The 19,030-nt window shown below is 45.4% G+C and carries 17 protein-coding genes, 1 tRNA gene and 1 pseudogene; 10 read left to right on the top strand and 9 right to left on the bottom strand.

What is annotated here, in order from left to right; genetic code table 11:
- The 3 genes from IM515_RS26235 to IM515_RS23380 form a co-directional block, all read right to left on the bottom strand.
- Positions 1 to 67, bottom strand: a 67-nt coding sequence (locus IM515_RS26235; RefSeq protein ID WP_425589508.1) for a MerR family transcriptional regulator, incomplete at its 3' end; no start/stop codon positions are given.
- Positions 68 to 141: 74 nt separating this feature from the next.
- A complete protein-coding gene (ruvX, locus tag IM515_RS23375; protein WP_287627380.1) occupies positions 142 to 579 on the bottom strand; it encodes a Holliday junction resolvase RuvX in 438 nt (145 codons plus the stop codon).
- Complete coding sequence (locus IM515_RS23380; protein WP_002769646.1) at positions 579 to 1,820, bottom strand: GNAT family N-acetyltransferase; 1,242 nt, start codon at positions 1,818 to 1,820, stop codon at positions 579 to 581. Before IM515_RS23380 ends, ruvX begins: the two co-directional genes overlap by 1 nt.
- Positions 1,821 to 2,032: 212 nt before the next feature.
- On the opposite strand from IM515_RS23380, the gene IM515_RS23385 reads away from it, so the two are divergent.
- On the top strand, positions 2,033 to 2,539 hold the full coding sequence (locus IM515_RS23385) for a hypothetical protein (protein ID WP_002741066.1): 507 nt from the start codon (positions 2,033 to 2,035) through the stop codon (positions 2,537 to 2,539).
- Positions 2,540 to 2,547: 8 nt separating this feature from the next.
- Positions 2,548 to 2,955: an MAPEG family protein gene (locus IM515_RS23390; protein ID WP_287627381.1), complete on the top strand. Its 408-nt coding sequence runs from the start codon at positions 2,548 to 2,550 to the stop codon at positions 2,953 to 2,955.
- Positions 2,956 to 3,045: 90 nt separating this feature from the next.
- Here IM515_RS23390 and IM515_RS23395 read toward each other — a convergent pair whose 3' ends face one another.
- Positions 3,046 to 4,086, bottom strand: coding sequence for an adenosine deaminase (locus IM515_RS23395; protein WP_287627382.1), 1,041 nt, complete (start codon positions 4,084 to 4,086; stop codon positions 3,046 to 3,048).
- Positions 4,087 to 4,373: 287 nt separating this feature from the next.
- Here IM515_RS23395 and carB point away from each other — a divergent pair, with 287 nt between their 5' ends.
- From carB to IM515_RS23410, 3 genes are all read left to right on the top strand, one after another.
- A complete protein-coding gene (gene carB, locus IM515_RS23400; RefSeq protein ID WP_287627383.1) occupies positions 4,374 to 7,619 on the top strand; it encodes a carbamoyl-phosphate synthase large subunit in 3,246 nt (1,081 codons plus the stop codon).
- Between the two features lie 256 nt (positions 7,620 to 7,875).
- Positions 7,876 to 9,279, top strand: coding sequence for a TldD/PmbA family protein (locus IM515_RS23405; protein ID WP_287627385.1), 1,404 nt, complete (start codon positions 7,876 to 7,878; stop codon positions 9,277 to 9,279).
- Positions 9,280 to 9,732: 453 nt separating this feature from the next.
- Entirely contained in the window at positions 9,733 to 11,592 is a 1,860-nt protein-coding gene (locus IM515_RS23410) for a serine/threonine protein kinase (RefSeq protein ID WP_287627386.1), read from the top strand.
- A gap of 245 nt (positions 11,593 to 11,837) precedes the next feature.
- Here the strand turns inward: IM515_RS23410 and tatA are convergent, their stop codons facing one another.
- The 3 genes from tatA to IM515_RS23425 all read right to left on the bottom strand — a co-directional run bounded on the left by tatA (position 11,838) and on the right by IM515_RS23425 (position 15,131).
- Positions 11,838 to 12,014 (bottom strand): twin-arginine translocase TatA/TatE family subunit, encoded by a 177-nt coding sequence (gene tatA / locus IM515_RS23415; protein WP_002733416.1) that lies wholly within the window; start codon positions 12,012 to 12,014, stop codon positions 11,838 to 11,840.
- 180 nt (positions 12,015 to 12,194) lie between these two features.
- A complete protein-coding gene (gene lpdA, locus IM515_RS23420; protein WP_004161518.1) occupies positions 12,195 to 13,625 on the bottom strand; it encodes a dihydrolipoyl dehydrogenase in 1,431 nt (476 codons plus the stop codon).
- An 807-nt stretch (positions 13,626 to 14,432) separates the two neighbouring features.
- The gene (locus tag IM515_RS23425) at positions 14,433 to 15,131 is read right to left on the bottom strand and encodes a DUF3782 domain-containing protein (protein ID WP_287627387.1); all 699 of its coding nucleotides are present in this window, start codon (positions 15,129 to 15,131) and stop codon (positions 14,433 to 14,435) included.
- A gap of 354 nt (positions 15,132 to 15,485) precedes the next feature.
- Between IM515_RS23425 and queG the strand changes: the two genes are divergently transcribed.
- A complete protein-coding gene (gene queG, locus IM515_RS23430; protein WP_287627388.1) occupies positions 15,486 to 16,433 on the top strand; it encodes a tRNA epoxyqueuosine(34) reductase QueG in 948 nt (315 codons plus the stop codon).
- On the top strand, positions 16,423 to 17,061 hold the full coding sequence (locus IM515_RS23435) for an HAD-IA family hydrolase (protein WP_002769660.1): 639 nt from the start codon (positions 16,423 to 16,425) through the stop codon (positions 17,059 to 17,061). The genes queG and IM515_RS23435 overlap by 11 nt, the downstream gene beginning before the upstream one ends.
- Positions 17,062 to 17,104: 43 nt before the next feature.
- Here the strand turns inward: IM515_RS23435 and IM515_RS23440 are convergent.
- A tRNA-Leu gene (locus IM515_RS23440) sits at positions 17,105 to 17,190 on the bottom strand.
- 172 nt (positions 17,191 to 17,362) lie between these two features.
- Between IM515_RS23440 and ndhL the strand changes: the two genes are divergently transcribed.
- Genes ndhL through IM515_RS23455 form a run of 3 tightly spaced genes read left to right on the top strand, consistent with a single transcriptional unit; the run spans position 17,363 to position 18,360 of the window.
- On the top strand, positions 17,363 to 17,602 hold the full coding sequence (gene ndhL / locus IM515_RS23445) for an NAD(P)H-quinone oxidoreductase subunit L (RefSeq protein ID WP_002732218.1): 240 nt from the start codon (positions 17,363 to 17,365) through the stop codon (positions 17,600 to 17,602).
- 19 nt (positions 17,603 to 17,621) lie between these two features.
- Positions 17,622 to 17,927, top strand: a complete 306-nt coding sequence (locus tag IM515_RS23450) for a DUF3007 family protein (protein WP_002763321.1) — start codon at positions 17,622 to 17,624, stop codon at positions 17,925 to 17,927.
- A gap of 4 nt (positions 17,928 to 17,931) precedes the next feature.
- Positions 17,932 to 18,360 carry an ATP-dependent zinc protease family protein gene (locus IM515_RS23455; protein ID WP_002769663.1) on the top strand — a complete coding sequence of 143 codons (429 nt, stop codon included), beginning with the start codon at positions 17,932 to 17,934 and terminating at the stop codon, positions 18,358 to 18,360.
- 208 nt (positions 18,361 to 18,568) lie between these two features.
- Here the strand turns inward: IM515_RS23455 and IM515_RS23460 are convergent.
- Positions 18,569 to 18,757 (bottom strand): annotated as a pseudogene (locus IM515_RS23460) (hypothetical protein); the annotation flags it as partial.
- Positions 18,758 to 19,030 lie beyond the last annotated feature (273 nt).

Here is a 19,030-nt window from a genome sequence, read left to right on the forward strand (position 1 = left end):
AACGCCTTAACGTCGATACGCTTACACCTTTCAATTTAGCGGCTTCCGATATGGTTAACTTACTCATAGAACGATTATAGCACAAGTCATGAGTAATTTTGGCTAATATTAGTTAGGTTTTTGGCTTCTGTATTTAACCCCTCAAACAACAGTATTAACTCGCCGTCGGCGATCGAGCCATTGTTGTAAAATAATCGCCGCCGCTTCCCGATCGATCGCTCCCTTATCCCAAGAGGAAAACTGTTTTTTGGCTTTTAAGAATTCTTCCGCCTCTAGGGACGTGCAACGCTCATCAATGTATTCGAGGGGCAAATCCAAGGCGATCTCTAGTTTCTGGGCGTATTTTTGTACCTGTTTGGCCTGAAATCCTAACTCTCCCGCCATGGTATAGGGCAGTCCCGCTACCAAAATCTTAATATTTCTTTCCTTGACAATTACCTCAAACTGTGCTATATCGGCAACAAAGGAAGAACGGATAATCGTGGTTAAACCGGTGGCGATTAAACCTGTGCCGTCACATCCTGCCACTCCTACCCGTTTTTTGCCGATATCTAAGCCCAAGGCGGCGACTCTTTCCATCACACTGGATGCCCCTGATCGGGGGGTTCCGAGGGGGGTTTAACTGGGGGAAGTTCTCCCGGACTGTCGAGGGAGTCTAGGGGAGGATTATTGGGCCATTTTAACCAAGACATCCGACTAGGGATGGGAGTTCGCGGCACCGGTTGTAAACCCTGCAGCATTTCTGCTAAGGCGGAATTTTCCGGCTTAGTTTCGCGGATTTTGTGCCATACCGAGCGCGACATCATCAGGGTGTGGGAACTGCGGATTGCTCCCAATTGTTCCAGATATTCCCGTCTTTCGTGCTGATAATCAGCCGATATCAACTCTAGCGATCGAGGGGGATACTTGCGTGTGATCTGGGCCATCTGAATTAATAACTTAGGATAGAGCCAAGTGTAGGCAGGATGGACAATTAATTTCGCTTGATGGGGTCGCTCATCCCGATTAGATAGAATTAATTCAAAATAACCGATCGCCGCTTTTCGTTGTGGTTCAAAAACGTAACCGCGACTAATTTGCGGACCGCCGCACCAACTTTGACAGCGACCGAACAAACTATCAACTAAATTGATTTTAAAATCCTGGATATGGCGATCAAATACCTGACGCAATAACGGCGGCATAGACACACAATCTAACTGATAAAGTAATTGAGCGTCAGCATTGCTCACAGGCAGTAAATTCGGTAAATCTGCCTCTTGTTTGCTCAATTCCTGTAATAATTGCGGCGGTAAAGACCAATAGGTTAATTCTGCCAAAGGCTGAAAACCGTGTTGCCGAAAAAGTGCCAAACTGTCCTTTTGATTGATATTAACCTCTAACACCCAGGTGCGCGCTTCCCAAACCGTTTCTAGACAATAACGCAGTAATTGCGCCCCGATGCCCTTGGGTTCGCTTAAAGACTCCCCTGGATGCACCCGCACCTGTTCCACCCGCCAAGTGCTGCGACTACTATTAAAAGGGGTGACTTGGATTGCCCCGCGAATTTTCCCTTCTTCTCCCCGATTGGCCATGGACTCAGCCACATAGACATGAAAACGGTGTTGGAGAGGATTGGGAAAAAAACTGAGAATTTTAAACAACCCAAACCAAGGCCGCACCTGCTGCACCTGGGTGCGGAAATTTTGGGCGCGACGATCAATATCCTCATCGAAGTCATCCAGGGTTAAAGCTTCAATGTCTTCCAAATCCCGATACTGTACGGGACGGATTGGGCGATCGCTAAAATCGTCCCCTTGGGGAACAGGAGAAGTGGTCATGGCTCTGGGGTAAATATCGTCTATGCAGCTATCTTACCGCAGAATCTAGAGGCACTTCCCCACCAATAACAATTTCTGAGGGATCATAGGGGACCACCACAGAAAGGACACCTCGATCGGTAGCTGGGGTTTTTTGGGCCAAATTTCCGATTATGACAATTCGATGCTACAATAACGGACGGTTAATCAGTCCGAATTTGCAGTAAAAGTCTTTGAGTCAATCTGTAGATACCACTAACACCCTAGACACTCTAGCTCAAGAACTAGCCGCCATTCAGCAGACCGGTTCTAAGCGCGTCGCTTTATTGGGTTCCCGTCACGTTCCCATCACACACCAGCAATTGATCGAAATGATGGCCTATGCCCTCGTGCTGGCGGGCAATCGGATTATGACCTCCGGGGCGACGGGAACCAATTCCGCCGTCATTAAGGGGGCAATGCGGGCAGATCCTAATCTGTTAACCGTGATCTTACCCCAAAGTCTCGATCGCCAGCCCCTGGAATCCCAAGAACAACTTCAGCAGGTTATCCATCTGGTGGAATGTCCCGAAAATGACCATCTATCCCTAGGGGAAGCCAGCAGCCTCTGTAATCGGGAGATTATCAATCGTTGTCAACAGTTAATCTGTTTTGCTTTCCACGACAGTCAAACCCTTTTGCAAACCTGCGCGGAAGCGGAAGATCAACGCAAGCTAGTTACCCTATTTTATTTTGACTAAATTCAGCGATGAATCTCTCCGTCAGTGCCATTCTTCTCTATTCAATAGTGGCTGCCGCTATCTCTGTATATCTACCTTTTCTGCTGGTGGCCTACGCTAGAGCTAAGGTAGGTTACGATACCTCCGCTCCCCGGGCCCTGTTCGACCAACTCCCAGACTACGCTAAACGAGCAACTTGGTCCCATCAAAATGGTTTTGAAACCTTTATGGTCTATAGTGCCGCCGCTCTCATGGCCTACGTTACAGGAGTCTCCTCATCCCTGGCCGCTAACTGTGCGATCGCTTTCGTGATCCTCCGGCTTTTATTCTCCCTTTTTTATATCACTAATGTCCCGATCGCTCGTTCCCTGATGTTCGGCCTTGGTTCCCTCTGTACTTATACTCTCTTTGGGTTGAGTTTAATCAAGATTCAGTAGAATTACCCAAACCGGATGCAGGAGAGTGGAAAAACGCTATAGTTCGGGAGCGGTAAAGAATTTGCCTAACCCGAACTAAGGTTAATGTTATTAGTGATAAACCGGTAATTTGGGATTATCCACTGATAACAAACCGGTTAAAAGTGAGGCGGGTTTTTGACTATAGGGCCAAGCAAAAGCATGGCGAAAAGCCGCATCTTGACAAGCTTGTAATTGTCGAAAATCGATCACGTCCAGGGTGAGTAAATTCTCGTACTCGAAGGGGAGCCGGACATTGTGTAAACCGGCATTATCGGTACAGATAGCAATATCAACCCCCGCTTCAAAACAGCGATCGAAGACTATCTTTAATTGCGATAAACTCTCAAGGGTGCCAGTTTTTAAATAGGTGGTGGGACAGACTTCTAAACATTGATGACGACGGGCAACTTCCGGCAGCAGTTCTGGATATCGTAGGGGAATTTGAATACCGTGACCAATTCTTTGCAGATAGGGCAGTAATTGGGGATAACAACCGTCCTTTGTTTCGTAAAGATGGCCCGTGGTATTTAAACCCTCTTCTTGGGCATAACTGTATAAACCGGCAAATTCCTCTAGTCGAGTTTGGTAGTGGGAATCACCCCCAGCAATATCGATCGCACAGACGTATTCTCTCATCCCTAGGGCCAGATCAACGATCGCTTTGTTGACTTCGTAGGGAAGTCGCGAGTGCATACAGAGAATTTGACTGGTAATAATCGGATATTCGCTCATTTTCGAGGCTTGACCGACGATTTCGACAATCGAGCGCATTTGCTCGATTCGCTCTGTTTGGTTCAAATGTTCGTCGGTGCGATAGTAGGGAGTATAGCGCAATTCTAAATAGGCAAGATTCTCGAAGATGTAAGCACCGCGAATCAGACGATAGATAAAATAGGGCAAAGTTTGGGCGGTTTGAACACTTTCGACGAGGGTGTGTAATTCCAAATACTCATCTAAACTATTGCGTTTGCGGGTGTAAAATTCCTCAAAAGCGGGGTATTCCGGGAATTTGGCCGCTAAATCCCGCTCATGTCTGTGAAAGTAGCGCCAGAGAATTCTCGGTACTACCGATCCCCCTAAATGCCGATGCAAATCCGCGTATAAAGCCACAACTCCGCTGCTCCTTAGTCTCTCAAATGTTCCTTAAATATAACGAAGTTTTACAATTGTTTGACAATTGTTGCCAAATATTATTAGTACCTATTCGGTGATCGGTTGGGTGTTGGGGAGCGGGGAGATAGTGAACAGTCGCTAGTACAAGGCTCAGATCTGATCACTGATTCAAGGCTGAAGGCTGAGGGACACAATAAGGTCATTAAACCTAAATAAAGCTTTGCGGGATCGAGGGTGACAACATATACAATGATTGGGGTTTATCCTCAAGCAAACCTAAGCCTATGCCACGCCGTGATGACTTACAAAAAATCCTAATCTTGGGCGCTGGCCCGATTGTCATCGGACAAGCCTGTGAATTCGACTATTCGGGAACTCAAGCCTGTAAAGCTCTGCGAGAAGAAGGTTATGAGGTAATTTTAGTCAATTCTAACCCCGCCTCGATCATGACCGATCCAGAAATGGCCGATCGCACCTACATTGAACCAATTCTGCCGGAAATTGTCGAGAAAATTATCGCCAAAGAACGTCCTGATGCGATTCTACCGACTATGGGCGGTCAAACTGCCCTAAATACCGCCGTAGCTTTGGCCAAAAGCGGCGTTTTAGAAAAATATAACGTGGAACTGATCGGGGCAAAACTTCCCGCTATTGAAAAAGCCGAAGATAGGGAACTATTCAAAAAAGCAATGGAGAAAATCGGTGTTCCCGTCTGTCCTTCGGGGATTGCCAACAATTTAGAGGAGGCAAAAGCGATCGGTCATCAGATCGGTTCCTATCCTCTCATTATCCGGCCGGCCTTCACTTTAGGAGGAACGGGGGGCGGTATTGCCTATAACCAAGAAGAATTTGAACCGATGGCCCAGTATGGTCTAGATTGTTCGCCTACATCGCAAATTCTCGTCGAAAAATCCCTAATTGGCTGGAAAGAATACGAATTAGAGGTCATGCGCGATCTAGCCGATAACGTGGTGATCATCTGTTCGATCGAAAACTTTGACCCGATGGGGGTCCATACCGGCGACTCGATTACGGTTGCGCCCGCCCAAACCCTGACCGATAAAGAATACCAACGCCTCCGGGACTATTCTAAGGCAATTATTCGGGAAATTGGCGTAGAAACCGGCGGATCGAACATCCAATTCTCCGTTAATCCCACTAACGGCGACGTAATCGTGATTGAGATGAATCCCCGGGTATCCCGTTCTTCGGCCCTAGCATCGAAAGCCACGGGATTCCCGATCGCTAAATTTGCCGCTAAACTAGCAGTAGGCTACACTTTAGACGAAATTCCCAACGATATCACCAAAAAAACCCCGGCTTCCTTTGAACCGACTATCGATTACGTCGTCACCAAAATTCCTCGCTTTGCCTTCGAGAAATTCCCCGGCTCCCAACCGATTCTAACTACCCAGATGAAATCCGTCGGGGAAGCCATGGCTATCGGTCGAACTTTCCAAGAATCCTTTCAAAAAGCTCTCCGCTCCCTAGAAACGGGGCGTTTTGGCTTTGGTTGCGATAAAGTCGAAACTCTCCCCCCCCTCTCGGAAGTCCGGGCCAGTTTGCGGACACCTAACCCCGAACGAGTTTATAGTATCTATCATGCTTTTAAATTGGGCATGAATGGGTCGGAAATCCACGAACTAACCGGGATCGATCCCTGGTTCCTCGATAAATTGGCAGATTTGATGGAAACCGAGAAGTTCCTCAAACGAACTCCCCTGAAAAGTCTCAGCAAAGAGGACTTATTCGCTATTAAACAACAGGGTTTTAGTGATCGCCAAATCGCCTTCGCCACCAACACCAGCGAGGACGAAGTAAGAAGTTATCGCAAGGGTTTAGGTATCGTTCCCGTCTATAAAATGGTGGATACCTGCGCGGCAGAATTTGAGGCTCTGACACCCTACTATTATTCCACCTACGAACGGGTAGAATCGGAAGTTTTACCCTCCGATAAACGCAAAGTGATGATCCTCGGTGGTGGCCCCAATCGCATCGGCCAGGGGATAGAATTTGACTACTGTTGTTGTCATGCCGCTTTTTCCCTCAGTCAAGCCGGTTTTGAGACGATTATGGTCAACTCTAACCCGGAAACTGTCTCCACCGATTACGATACCAGCGATCGCCTTTACTTTGAACCCCTGACTAAAGAGGATGTCTTAAATATCATCGAAGCGGAACAACCAGAGGGTTTAATTATTCAATTCGGTGGGCAAACTCCCTTAAAACTGGCGGTTCCCCTGCAAAAATATTTAGAATCGCCTAATTGTCCCGTAAATACCAAAATTTGGGGAACTTCACCCGATTCGATCGATACTGCCGAAGATCGGGAACGTTTTGAACAAATCCTCCGACAATTAGACATCCGACAACCTGCCAACGGTATTGCCCGCAGTTTCCAAGAATCCCAAGCAGTGGCTAAACGCATCGGTTATCCTGTGGTAGTACGTCCGTCCTATGTTTTAGGCGGTCGGGCAATGGAAATCGTCTATTCCGATAGCGAATTGGAACGCTATATGAAGTACGCAGTACAGATAGAACCGGATCACCCGATTTTAATCGATAAATTCCTCGAAAATGCCATCGAAGTGGATGTGGATGCCCTGTCAGATGCGACGGGAACAGTAGTTATCGGGGGATTAATGGAACATATCGAACAAGCGGGCGTACATTCGGGCGATTCTGCCTGTTCTATCCCCCATACGTCCCTGAGTGCCTCGGTTTTAACCACAATTCGACAATGGACGGTGGAACTAGCGAAAGCTTTAAAAGTAATCGGTTTGATGAATATCCAGTATGCGGTGCAGGGGGAGACAGTTTATATCTTAGAAGCGAATCCCCGCGCTAGTCGTACTGTTCCCTACGTTTCCAAAGCAACGGGAGTTCCTCTGGCAAAAGTTGCCTCCCTCGTCATGTCGGGCAAAACCCTAGCAGAATTGGGTATCATCAGCGAAGCAATTCCCCGTCATATTGCCGTGAAAGAAGCGGTTTTACCCTTCCAGAAGTTCCCCGGTGCTGATACTCTCCTAGGACCAGAAATGCGTTCTACAGGGGAAGTAATGGGGATTGACAGCGATTTTGGCAAAGCTTTCGCTAAAGCAGAAATGGCCGCCGGCGTGATTTTAGCCACCAGTGGGACGGTTTTCGTCTCGATGAATGATCGCGATAAAACCCCCATGGTTCCCGTGGTTAAGGATCTGCAATCCCTCGGTTTTCGCGTTGTCGCCACTTCCGGAACTCGTAAAGTTTTGTTAGAAAACGGTTGCGAAAATATCGATTTAGTGCTAAAGATTCACGAAGGCCGTCCCGACGTTGTCGATTGGATCAAAAATGACTGGATTCAGTTTATTGTCAATACTCCCAGTGGTGAAGAATCCCAAAACGATGGCCGAAAAATTCGCCGTACTGCCCTCGATTATAAGTTACCAATTATCACCACTATCGCCGGGGCAAAAGCGACGGTAGCGGCCTTAAAATCCCTGCAATCCCAACCTTTAGAGGTGAAAGCTTTACAGGATTATCTCGCCTAATTTCAGTTATCAGTAATCAGTAATCAGTTATCAGTTATCAGTTATCAGTTAGAAAGGGGATATAGGGATTTAGGGGTTTAGGGGTTTAGGGGTTTAGGGATTTAGGGGTTTAGGGATTTAGGGATTTAGGGGTTTAGGGAAATTTCAGCCAAATGCCCCACTACCCCACACCCCACACCCCATCTCCCCATCTCCCCACTACCCCATCACCCCAAACCCCATCACCCCACTTCATAATTCATAATTCATAATTCCTATGACCGATACTCTAAACGACTATAAAAACCTAATTAGTGAACTGATTAACCGTTATAAAAACCGCGTCGATTTCCTGACAATTCGTCTAGAAGAAGCGCGGGGGACGAATATTCTACTGCGTTCCGAACGAGTGGAAACCCTCAGCGAAGGTATTGCTATCGGTGGTCAGGTACGCGCTTGTTATAAAGGAGGTTGGGGATTTGCCAGCTTTAATCAATTATCCAGTTTACAGGAACGATTAGAAGATGCGATCGCTGCTGCCCGTTTAATTGGGGAAGAAGAAACCCTGATTGCTCCGGTAGAACCTGTAATTATCTCCTGTGAATTGCCTTTAACGGGAACAGACCCGCGTTTAGTGCCATTAGCTGATAAAAAAGCCCTCTGCGATCGCTATAATAACCTATTGCGTCAACATCATCCCAGTATTGCCACCACTTCCGTCCGTTACAGCGATAGTAGTCAACATATTCTTTTAGCCACTTCTGACGGGACTTTAATCGAACAAAAATGGTCAGACGTAGAAATGCGTTTTTCGGCCACCGCTAGGGATGGGGACAGCGTGCAAACGGGCCGGGAAACCACCGGTTCCCGAAAAGCTTTCGAGGATCTGGTCAATTTAGAAGAACAGGTGCAAGGGTCGGCTAAACGGGCCGTAGAAGCCCTAGTTTTGCCCCCTGTCAAGGGCGATACCTACACCGTCGTCATCGACCCCATTTTAACCGGTCTGTTCGTCCATGAGGCTTTTGGCCACCTTTCCGAGGCAGATATGTTATACGAAAATCCTGACCTTTTGGAAGTGATGAGTATGGGCAAACGTTTCGGACCGGATAACCTGCAAATCTTTGACGGGGCCCATCCAGAAGGTCATCGGGGCAGTTATTTTTATGACGATGAGGGAACCCCCGCAACGACGACTCAGTTAATTAAAGATGGGGTTTTGGTGGGAAGACTGCATTCGCGGGAAACGGCGGGCAAATTAGGCGAAAAACCGACCGGTAACGCCCGTTGTCTCAATTATCATTATCCGCCCATTGTCCGCATGACCAACACTTGGATTGAACGGGGAACCACTGCCGTTAAAGAGTTATTTTCGGGGATAAAAACGGGAGTTTATGCCCAAAATTGGCAGGGAGGCATGACTAACGGCGAAATGTTCACTTTTAGCGCCGGGGAAGCTTGGATGATTCGCAATGGAGAAATTGCTGAACCGGTTAAAGATGTGACTCTCTCCGGTAATGTCTTTAAAACCCTAGCCAATATTGAGGCAATTGGTGATGATTTCTACTGGGATGAGTCGGGAGGCTGCGGAAAAGGGGGTCAAAGTGGTTTACCCGTCGGCTGCGGTGGCCCCAGTCTCCGCATCCGCGATGTGGTCGTCGGGGGAGAAGCAGATATTCAGTGATCAGTGATCAGTAAACAGTAAACAGTTAGAAACTTAATAAGTAGGGAGGCACAATTATTTGTAGGATGGGTTAGCGGTAGCGTAACCCATGCGGGCGTTGGGTTTCATGCTTCAACCGTTCGGCTGAGCTCACGGCCGAAGCCCAACCTACGTTCATCTTATATTTAATTCCACCCACCTACTTAACCGTTCAGGGGGGACGAAATCTGGTAATCTGAGAGACATCGATGAAAAATACCTACGGTCGATACCAACAATTAAGGCTGACTCTGCTGCCCCAAGAGAGTCCTTCCACAGAGTCAAGACCACTGGCTACTTGACCCGCTCTGAACGGTTACTAAGTAGGTAGTTGGAATTAGATATAAGATGGATAGCCTTGAAAGGCTTGCTGTGACTCAATTCCCCAGAAAATTAATTGCACCTACCTACTTATATTGTTTTTCTCTGACAGCCATGACTACCCTGCCTGATTTTAGTGCCTACGGTTATCAAGTTACTGAGCAACTCAATCAGAATCTTCAAGGAGGTATAATTACCTATAAGGCTCTTGAAATCGCCAACGAAAAGCCGGTGGTGATTAAACAGTTTCGCTTTGCTACTAGGAGTGATTGGGATAGTTACAAGGCAATTGAAAGAGAAATTGAGGTTTTACAAGGGTTAAATCATCCTGGTATTCCCCGATATTTGGCGCAATTTGATCCAAGTAATGGTTTATGTTTAGTCCAGGAATATAAAGAGGCTCAACCTTTATCAAAACTTCGTGTTTTTAGTCCTGAAGAGATCAAAAGTATTGCCACACAAGTCTTAGAAATTTTGATTTATTTGCAAAAGAGAAAGCCAAGCATTTTCCACCGCGATATTAAACCAGAAAATGTTTTAGTTGATGAGATTTCTTCTGTCTCGTCTCTTGCAGATGGGGGAGAGATAAAAGCTTATTTAATTGATTTTGGCTTGGCGAGAATTGGCAATAGTACAATGGCTTTGAGCAGTCTGATAGGGGGTACACTTGGATTTATGCCTCCCGAACAAGTCCATAATCAAAAATTAACTAAAGCTTCTGATTTATATGGATTAGGAGCGACCTTAATCTGTTTAATCACTCAAACTAAATCGGCTGATATTGGCACTTTAGTTGATTTTTCTACTAACAAAATTACTTTCAAAGACCAAGTATCTAAGTTTAGTTTAGGGTTTATTCAATGGTTAGAAAAAATGGTCGAGCCTAATCCAGCTAACCGTTACCAAAATGCCCGGTTAGCTTTGGAAGCGTTAAAATCTCTAGATTTAATCCGCATTCCAGAGGTTAGTTTAGATAAATTAGAATTAGATTTTGTGGCCAATTCCGTTGGTCAAGAACTGAGCGAAACTATCACAGTTACTAATACTATTCCTGATACTATATTACAAGGAGAATGGTCAGTTTCTCCTCATCCTAAAGATCCGCCCCATACTCCCGATAGTCACAGTTGGATTAGTTTTTCGCCACGAAAATTTGAGAGTAATCAGGTTAATTGTTTGCTTAGGGTTGATACCAGCAAGTTAAAAGCTAATAAAAATTATGAAAGGGAGATTGTTTTAAACAGTAATGCAAGACAGGAAAAGTATTATTTAAAAGTTAAGGTTAAAACTGCTCCCCTCCAACCCAATGTTTCTCTTCCGCCTTATGGGTTTATATTAGCTTTTGGTTTAGTTTTAGCGCTCATTTCAGGTATTGGGTTACAGGTTGGGCTGTTGGAAAATGTGATTGGCAGATGGATTGCCGTGGGGATTTTCACGGGGATTTTCACGGCGATTGCCCTGGGGATTTACTTGTCAGCTACGAATCGCCGCTGGGTTTATGATCCCTGGAACAATGATCCGCTTTTCCTTACCCTGCATTTGCTTGTTGTGGGTGGAGGAGTGTTGGTGGCGATTGGCTGGATGATTGTAGTGGTGATTGGCGGGGTGATTCGCTGGGCGAGTGCGGGAGTGATTGACACTTTTGAGATTATCGACTCAATTAAGATACCGGCGATTTTACTGGCGATTTCACTGGGGTTTGGCGTGGTGCTGGCGATTAGCTGGGCGATTGGAAGAGCAATTAGGGCAATTCCCTGGAATGGGGGGCTGGCTATCGCTTTGTCTGTTTTGACAGCAGCTACAGGTATTTTAACAGGAATTGGTGCAGTAATTGGCTTTAATTCTTATCTGCTTGCTGGTTTAACTGCTGCTGCTTTACCCCTAGCAGGAATGTTGATTTATCCACCGTTGAAACTGGTAAGATTAAAAGCCCAACACCGCCGCCAAGAATCCCAGAATTTGATTGAACCGTAGATTTTTCCCAACCGGCTTTTTCCCAATCCTCTGTGTCAATTGCTGGTATCAATCGTAGGTGCTTCTCATCCATGCCGAAAAATGGTATTAGATTACCAGATTTCGTTTCCCCTGAACGGTTACGAAACTTAAGTACATCACAACCTTTAGCTTAACAAATTAGGGGGTGCATCTCAATTTTTGGGCGCACGCAGTTCGATAAACTCATTGTAGGGGCGAATTGCCTTCGCCCTGACAGCCGCAGTCTATCTCATCTTCTCGTCACTGTCTTCAATTTCTTGCTCATCTTGATTGATTTCTTCTTTAAATCCCCGTAAAGTTTTTCCCAAAGCTGCCCCAAATTCGGGTATTTTTTTCGGTCCAAATATCAGGAGAACAACCACAGCAATAATTACTATTTCTGGCCAACCTAATCCAAACATAATCTTGAAAGTAAAAAGTAAAAAAAGAGAAAGGAGTCAGAATTTAGGAGTCGGAAACTTGGAGAATTGCTAGATTCTGTCTTTTGCACGAGTGCCTGTTACCTCTTGCCTTCAGAAGCTGATAACTGATAACTGATAACTGATAACTGATAACTGATAACTGATAACTGATAACTGACTCTATGCTGCCACTTCTGCGCGTTTGTAAGCTTCGTCGAGGACTTCTGAGAGAGTTGGATGGGTGTGGATGCGGAAAGCGAGTTCATGGACAGATTTACGTTCAGCGATCGCATTGGCCGCTTCTTGAATTAAATCCGATGCGTGGATACCGATAATATGAACACCGAGTAATTCCCCCGTATCCTGACGATAAACGACTTTAGCGATGCCTTCCGTTTCTCCTTCCGCTAAAGCTTTGGAATTTCCCTTAAAATAGGTCTTGACAGCAGCGACCTTATACCCTTCTTCCTGTGCCAAAACTTCTGCTTGCGGTTCCGTTAAACCCACATAACTAATTTCGGGGTGGGTAAAAGCGGCGGCGGGAATACTGCGATAATCGATGGTTTTTGGGCGATTACAGATATTTTCAATGGCTATTACCCCTTGACCCGAAGCAGCGTGAGCTAACATCATTTTACCCGTAGCATCGCCCACGGCCCAGAGATGGGGAATCGGTTCACCGTCCTGAATTACCTGCATTTTGTCATTAACGGCAATAAAACCGCGTTTATCCAGTTCTACCCCGACAAATTCCAATCCGAGATTCTTGGTCGCTGGGATTCTTCCTGTAGCGACTAAACAAGCATCTACCTCTAAAATTTCGATCGCTTCTTTGCTTTTTGCGTCCACCAGTTCAATGGCCACAGGATTCCCCGGTTTAATACTTTTTGCCAAAACTCCCACATAAGTCTCGATGTCTCTAGGTTTAATCAAAACTCTTTCGGCGATTTTCGAGATTTCTGGGTCAAATCCCGGCATGAGACTATCTAAAGCTTCAATCATCGTCACTTCACAACCCAAAGCGGTGTATATATCCGAAAATTCCAGACCGATATAACCACTACCGATAATTGCAATCCACTTGGGTAAAGTTTCTAATCTAACGGCCTCATCGCTGGTAAAAACCGTTTTATGATCGATCTCGATCCCCGGTGGGACAAAGGGAACCGACCCCGGACAGAGCATAATATCCTTAGCGGTGTAGATTTTTTCGCCACTATCCCCGATGACGCTAACTTTTTGCGGGCCGGCGATTTTTCCCCAACCGTGGATAGTATCAACCTTGAGACGTTTAAGACTATTAGTGAGATCGCCTCTAATTTTACTGACAAGGTTGTTAGCATGATCGGCAATTGTCGGACGGTCAAAATTAACGCCACCGATGGCAATACCTAGACTTTTCAGATGGTCACTATCGGCCAATTCGCGCACTCGTCCCGAGGCTGCCAGTAAAGCTTTAGAGGGAATACAACCGCGATTGACACAGGTTCCTCCCATATCTTTGGCTTCGATAATAGCTGTTTTTAGCCCACATTTGACTGCGTGTAGGGCTGCCCCGTGGCCACCAACTCCAGCACCGATAATAATTAAATCGTAGTCGAATTCACTCATAGTCTCTCTGACTCTCAAAGTTAGCATTATCCCATTTTACGATCCACTGCGATCAAGCTGTGCTATCTCGGTCAAAAACTGGAGCCAGTTTTTAGCCATCAGGCTCTTGTGCATTGAAACTGGGTGTTGGGAATTTTACGACAAAACGTTACTAGACCTCTGGTAAAAATCAAAAATTGTTGTTAGGGTTAAGAGTCGGTCGTCAGTAGTCAGGAGAATTTACAATGCTCTATTCACAGATTTTATACTATTTAGGGCTGGCTGAATAAATGTGAAATGTAGGCAAGGTAAGAGTTTTATGGCTTTTCTCGCGAAACAGGTGCAAGATTCTGAGAGAACGTCGTTCAAAACCTTGCGTCTTCATCAGCCCGAGTCCTGTAGGGGCGAAGCATTCGGGTAATAACCTATCGGTGAATCCGTAGATTTTCTATCCGAATGCTTCGCCCGTACTTTTTGCCGCAAACCCTATTTAATCCTTATTTTTGCCGTTCAAGATATGAATACTAATTCTGCATCGTATCCATAAGTTAGTCTAGTCATAGGTTGGAAAAATTAGACCTGCTGCCAACACTTTGCCAGATGAAGGAACCATCTTTCTCTTACCATAATTTAGGCTAGAACGTAGGTTGGGTTGAAGCATGAAACCCAACGCCCTACAAATAATTGTGCCTCCCTACTTATGCAAGATGTTACTTAACCAAGATATGAATACTAATTCTGCATCGTATCCATAAGTTAGTCTAGTCCTAGGTTGGAAAAATTAAACCTGCTGTCAACACTTTGCCAGAGGAGGGGAACATCTTTCTCCTACCATAATTTAGGCTCGAAACCAGAATCATTAATAATTTCTACCGTTTCTCCCGATGGTTTAATCACAAATAAACCTTGTTTATAGGCATAACGATCTACTCCTTCATCTATTTCTATTCCCGCCACTGCACCGTAAGCTTGATAGTTTTTATAATGGGGAAATGCTTGTTTAAATCGACTTAATTTTTCTAAAAACTCATTGACATCATCTTTTGATAAACGAGACTTACATTCTACTAAAACTACCTCGGTTTCATCGACGGCTAAAATGTCAATCTCCATGGCTATTCCTTGCCGTTTTACCCTGGCGCGACTGTAGGTTTCTTTGACATCGATACCCTTCGCACGAAATAGGCGAATAACCGCAGGTTCGACTAATTCCTCGACAAATCTCCCCCAGCGAGTGGTTAAACTATCCACCGCACGACTGGTATTTGCCACTGTTTTCTCTAGCTGTGCTAAACGGCGATCGGCTTCAGCCTTGGCTTCGGCCGCCCGGCGATCGTATTCAGCAGCCCGGCGATCGTATTCAGCGGCCCGGCGATCAGCTTCGGCCTTGGCTTCAGCGGCCCGGCGATCGGCTTCGGCCTTAGCTTCAGCAGCTCGGCGATCGTATTCTTGGCGTGATTGTTCAAACTTTTCGTTAGTTTTCTCAAAAAGTTTATAGATATCTTCGATGGTAATCGGTTGAGACATGGTTATTTGTTTTAATCTCTCTTATTTTACTTCTTACTATAATTGTACTAGCAAAGTACAAGTCATTTTAGGGACCGGTGTTAATTGAGCAAGTCAATGGTTATACTAAATCCGTTGAGTAACGCACAGAAAACGGGTTTCTCGGAGAAACCCGTTTTCTACTCATGCACTCATGCAAAACGGAGAATAAATAATCAGTTTTTAATAACTGGATTTAGTATGAGGACGATATAGCGGGGACGGGAACCACAGTTTCTTCGTTGATCATGGTTTCTAACTGTTCAGCCTGGGATTTGGCTCAATAAATTGATCATTGTAAATAATTATTACAAATACTTGACTTAAGATATTTCTATGCTTACAGAAACACAAATCAAAGAAAAAGCACTAGAGTTAGGTTTCCATGGGGTCGGTATTGCCTCTGTGGACAGCCAAGACTCGGAGGTATCCCATCTAAAAAGCTGGTTAGAGCGGGGTTATCACGCTGATATGGATTGGATGACTAACCCGAAACGACAGGATATCAAAACTCTTTGGCCACAAGTGCGATCGCTAATTTGTCTTGCCCTTAACTACTACACCCCCCAGCAACACAGTCAGGAACAAAACCATGGCAAAATTTCCCGTTATGCTTGGGGAAGGGATTATCACAAAGTATTAAGTAAAAAATTAAAGGCCCTCAGTCAATGGTTAGAAAGTCAGGGGGAGCAAATTCAAACCCGTTACTATGTGGACACCGGACCGGTACAGGATAAAGTTTGGGCGCAAAGAGCAGGGATCGGCTGGATTGCCAAGAATGGTAACTTAATTACCCGCAATTACGGCAGTTGGGTCTTTTTAGGGGAAATATTAACTAATTTACCTTTAGAACCCGATCGACCCCATAGCGCCCATTGTGGCACCTGTAGCCGTTGTTTAAGCGCCTGTCCCACCCAAGCAATAGTTAGTCCCTATGTGGTGGATGCTAATCGCTGTATTGCTTACCATACCATCGAAAATCGTGCTGTAACTTTGCCTACAGAAATTGCCAAGAATTTACAAGGTTGGGTAGCCGGCTGCGATATCTGTCAAGATGTCTGTCCTTGGAATCAACGTTTTGCCCAAGTTACCGACGTGGAGGATTTTCAACCTCGTCCCGAAAACCTCTCGCCAAGGTTGGGGGAATTAGCTAATCTAACTATAGAGGAGTGGGATCGTCGTTTCATCTCGTCGGCCCTGCGTCGAATCAAACCCCAGCAGTGGCGACGTAATGCCCAGGCTAATTTAGCTCATTCCCCTCACCCCGCACAAGATGACAATTAAAGTGGTCGTGTTCGATTTTGATGGTACTATCGCCGATACCCACGATACTTTCGTGGAGATTGTCAATCGTTTGGCTAAAAATTTTGGTTATCAACCCGTCAACGAGGAAGATTTGGCCAGACTAAAAAACCTTAGTTCCCAAGAAATTATTAAACAATCCCAAGTTTCCCCCGTTAAAATCCCTTTTTTACTCTATCGAGTTAAACGGGAATTAAATAAACAAATTGACTGCCTGAAACCCTTCCATGGCTGGCATCCCTGCCTCCTTACCCTTAAAGAAAGAGGCTATAGATTGGGAATAATAACTTCTAATACCAAAGAAAACGTCACCATCTTTTTAGCAAATAATCAACTCTTAAATTTATTTGATTTTATCTGTTCGGGAACGCCTTTATTCGGCAAACACAAAATTATCGATCGCCTGATCCGACAAAATAAATTCTGTCCCGATGAAATGATTTATGTCGGCGATGAAACTAGAGATATTACTGCTGCCCAAAAAAGTCGAGTACAAGTGGTGGCCGTCGCTTGGGGCTTTAATTCCCCTCAAATTCTCACTCAATTTAACCCCGATCATCTCATTGATCATCCCCTAGAATTATTGGATATTTTAGATAGGGCTGGCTGAAAAAGTTTTTTCTGGGGGGTAGGGAGAGATAGACTTCGATCGATGGGGGCAGAGAGACTCGAACTCTCACGAGCTTATAAGGCTCAACGGATTTTAAGTCCGTAGCGTCTACCATTCCGCCACGCCCCCGTTATTTAACCGACAATTTTTTATCATATCACAAATAATTTAATTAGCAAGAGTATTTTCAGTAAATTATTTTAGCCCGCCAATTCGATCGCCGCAAAGGGGGAAAGACAGGGTAAAATAATCAGCAGGTGAATTGCCGTTCACCGACAGCCATTGATAAAAATCAATCCTTATGCAATCAATTCTGACGCAAGAAACCATTATCATCGCCCTGATCTACCTATCTCTCAGTGTCTTGTATTTGCTCGTCATTCCCGCCGTTATCTACTACTACCTCAATACGCGCTGGTATGTGGCATCTTCTTGGGAAAGAGGGTTTATGTACTTTCTGATGAGCTTTTTCTTCCCCGGGATGCTGTTGTTAAGTCCTTTCCTTAACTTCCGTCCCCAACGTCGTACCCTAAAAGCTTAAGTTATCACCAAAAAAACCCATGAGACGCATTGATGTCATCGGGATCGGTATAGGGATGTTTGCTATGGGCGGCATCCTCTACATTATCCTGCAAAAAACCGGTTTAGATAGTGCTTCGGCGGGAATTTGGAGTCAAGCGGTGTTGGTAGGTGGTGTCATCGGTTGGATTTTTACCTATCTGTTTCGAGTCGCCACCGATAATATGACCTACGGCAAACAGCGCAAAGATTACGAAGATGCCGTCTTTAAAAAACGCCTGGAAGCGATGACTCCCGAAGAAATCGCCCAAATGCAGCGGGAAATCGAAGAAGAAAAAACTAAATAGACGGATGAAACCCGATAAAATCATCATCGGTTGGCGAGAATGGCTCGATTTACCCGATTTAGGCATTACCAAAATTAAGGCCAAGATTGATACAGGCGCTCGCTCCTCGGCCCTACACGCTTTTCATCTCTACCCTTTTCGAGATGGCGATCGCAATTGGCTGCGCTTTCAAGTTCATCCCTACCAAAAAGATAGTCACCACACTGTCACCACCACCGCAGAAATCCTCGAATGGCGACAGGTAAAAAATTCCGGGGGTCAAAGTCAACTCCGTCCCGTTATCAGAACAAGTGTATTACTCGGCGGTCGTCAATGGGCGATCGAATTAACCTTGACTAATCGCGATGTCATGGGTTTTCGGATGTTATTAGGACGAGAAGCGCTGAAAAAAGGCTTTCTTGTCCATCCGAATAAGTCTTTTTTACTGAGTTAAGTTATATTTAGGGTTGGCTGAAAAAGTTTTTCGGTGGGGGCAGGGGGGTGTAGGGTTTTACCGATTTTGAGGTGGTCAGTTACCTAATTTTCAGGGAAAAAGTCCCGGAATTTTCCCCCCGATCCCCGCAATGGCTGGCACTTTTTGAGGGAAAAAAAGCCTAAAAGTCTTATTCAACAAGGTTTTTAGATTTATTCAGCAAGCCCTAACTAGGATCACTGCTGGGTAAAGCTTTTAATAAGCGAATCATCCCCGCCACAGCGATCGCCGCTGCTGAAGAATCCTTTTCCGTAGCGGCATTTTTTTGCCAGGCATAATCAAAGTCCCAGGGGGGAATAAAATCTCCGGCGCGTCTTTGTCCATCGGGCCAGCGATCGGGCAAATTTTCCATAACAAAGCAGCAAAAGCTCCGGCCGCCCAAAAATTGGCCTTTGCCAACTGCCAAGTGCCGGGGGTGGGACTATTCCCCCTCCGTAGCCAATTGAAGAAATTAAAACCCGATGGCTCTGGATGGGTAAGATAGGGATAGAGGTGCGAAACGTTTAGGCATGAAATAAGGAACCGAATGCCTGAAATAACCGCCTAGTAAGGTCTTCAGTCCCTCGACTGAATCTAACAGGTCAACCCTGACCAACCTTATAACTGTTTATATGTCCCGACGTTTAGTATC

The organism is Microcystis sp. M44BS1 (genome assembly GCF_020244875.1).
Lineage (GTDB): Bacteria > Cyanobacteriota > Cyanobacteriia > Cyanobacteriales > Microcystaceae > Microcystis > Microcystis panniformis.

What these genes read in the sequence shown, in the direction of transcription:
- lpdA (WP_004161518.1), bottom strand. Translation starts at nt 13,625, where the DNA reads ATGAGTGAATTCGACTACGATTTAATTATTATCGGTGCTGGAGTTGGT.
- queG (WP_287627388.1), top strand. Translation starts at nt 15,486, where the DNA reads ATGCTTACAGAAACACAAATCAAAGAAAAAGCACTAGAGTTAGGTTTC.
- IM515_RS23450 (WP_002763321.1), top strand. Translation starts at nt 17,622, where the DNA reads ATGAGACGCATTGATGTCATCGGGATCGGTATAGGGATGTTTGCTATG.
- IM515_RS23380 (WP_002769646.1), bottom strand. Translation starts at nt 1,820, where the DNA reads ATGACCACTTCTCCTGTTCCCCAAGGGGACGATTTTAGCGATCGCCCA.
- IM515_RS23405 (WP_287627385.1), top strand. Translation starts at nt 7,876, where the DNA reads ATGACCGATACTCTAAACGACTATAAAAACCTAATTAGTGAACTGATT.
- IM515_RS23410 (WP_287627386.1), top strand. Translation starts at nt 9,733, where the DNA reads ATGACTACCCTGCCTGATTTTAGTGCCTACGGTTATCAAGTTACTGAG.
- carB (WP_287627383.1), top strand. Translation starts at nt 4,374, where the DNA reads ATGCCACGCCGTGATGACTTACAAAAAATCCTAATCTTGGGCGCTGGC.
- tatA (WP_002733416.1), bottom strand. Translation starts at nt 12,014, where the DNA reads ATGTTTGGATTAGGTTGGCCAGAAATAGTAATTATTGCTGTGGTTGTT.
- IM515_RS23435 (WP_002769660.1), top strand. Translation starts at nt 16,423, where the DNA reads ATGACAATTAAAGTGGTCGTGTTCGATTTTGATGGTACTATCGCCGAT.
- IM515_RS23425 (WP_287627387.1), bottom strand. Translation starts at nt 15,131, where the DNA reads ATGTCTCAACCGATTACCATCGAAGATATCTATAAACTTTTTGAGAAA.
- IM515_RS23390 (WP_287627381.1), top strand. Translation starts at nt 2,548, where the DNA reads ATGAATCTCTCCGTCAGTGCCATTCTTCTCTATTCAATAGTGGCTGCC.
- ruvX (WP_287627380.1), bottom strand. Translation starts at nt 579, where the DNA reads ATGGAAAGAGTCGCCGCCTTGGGCTTAGATATCGGCAAAAAACGGGTA.
- IM515_RS23455 (WP_002769663.1), top strand. Translation starts at nt 17,932, where the DNA reads ATGAAACCCGATAAAATCATCATCGGTTGGCGAGAATGGCTCGATTTA.
- ndhL (WP_002732218.1), top strand. Translation starts at nt 17,363, where the DNA reads ATGCAATCAATTCTGACGCAAGAAACCATTATCATCGCCCTGATCTAC.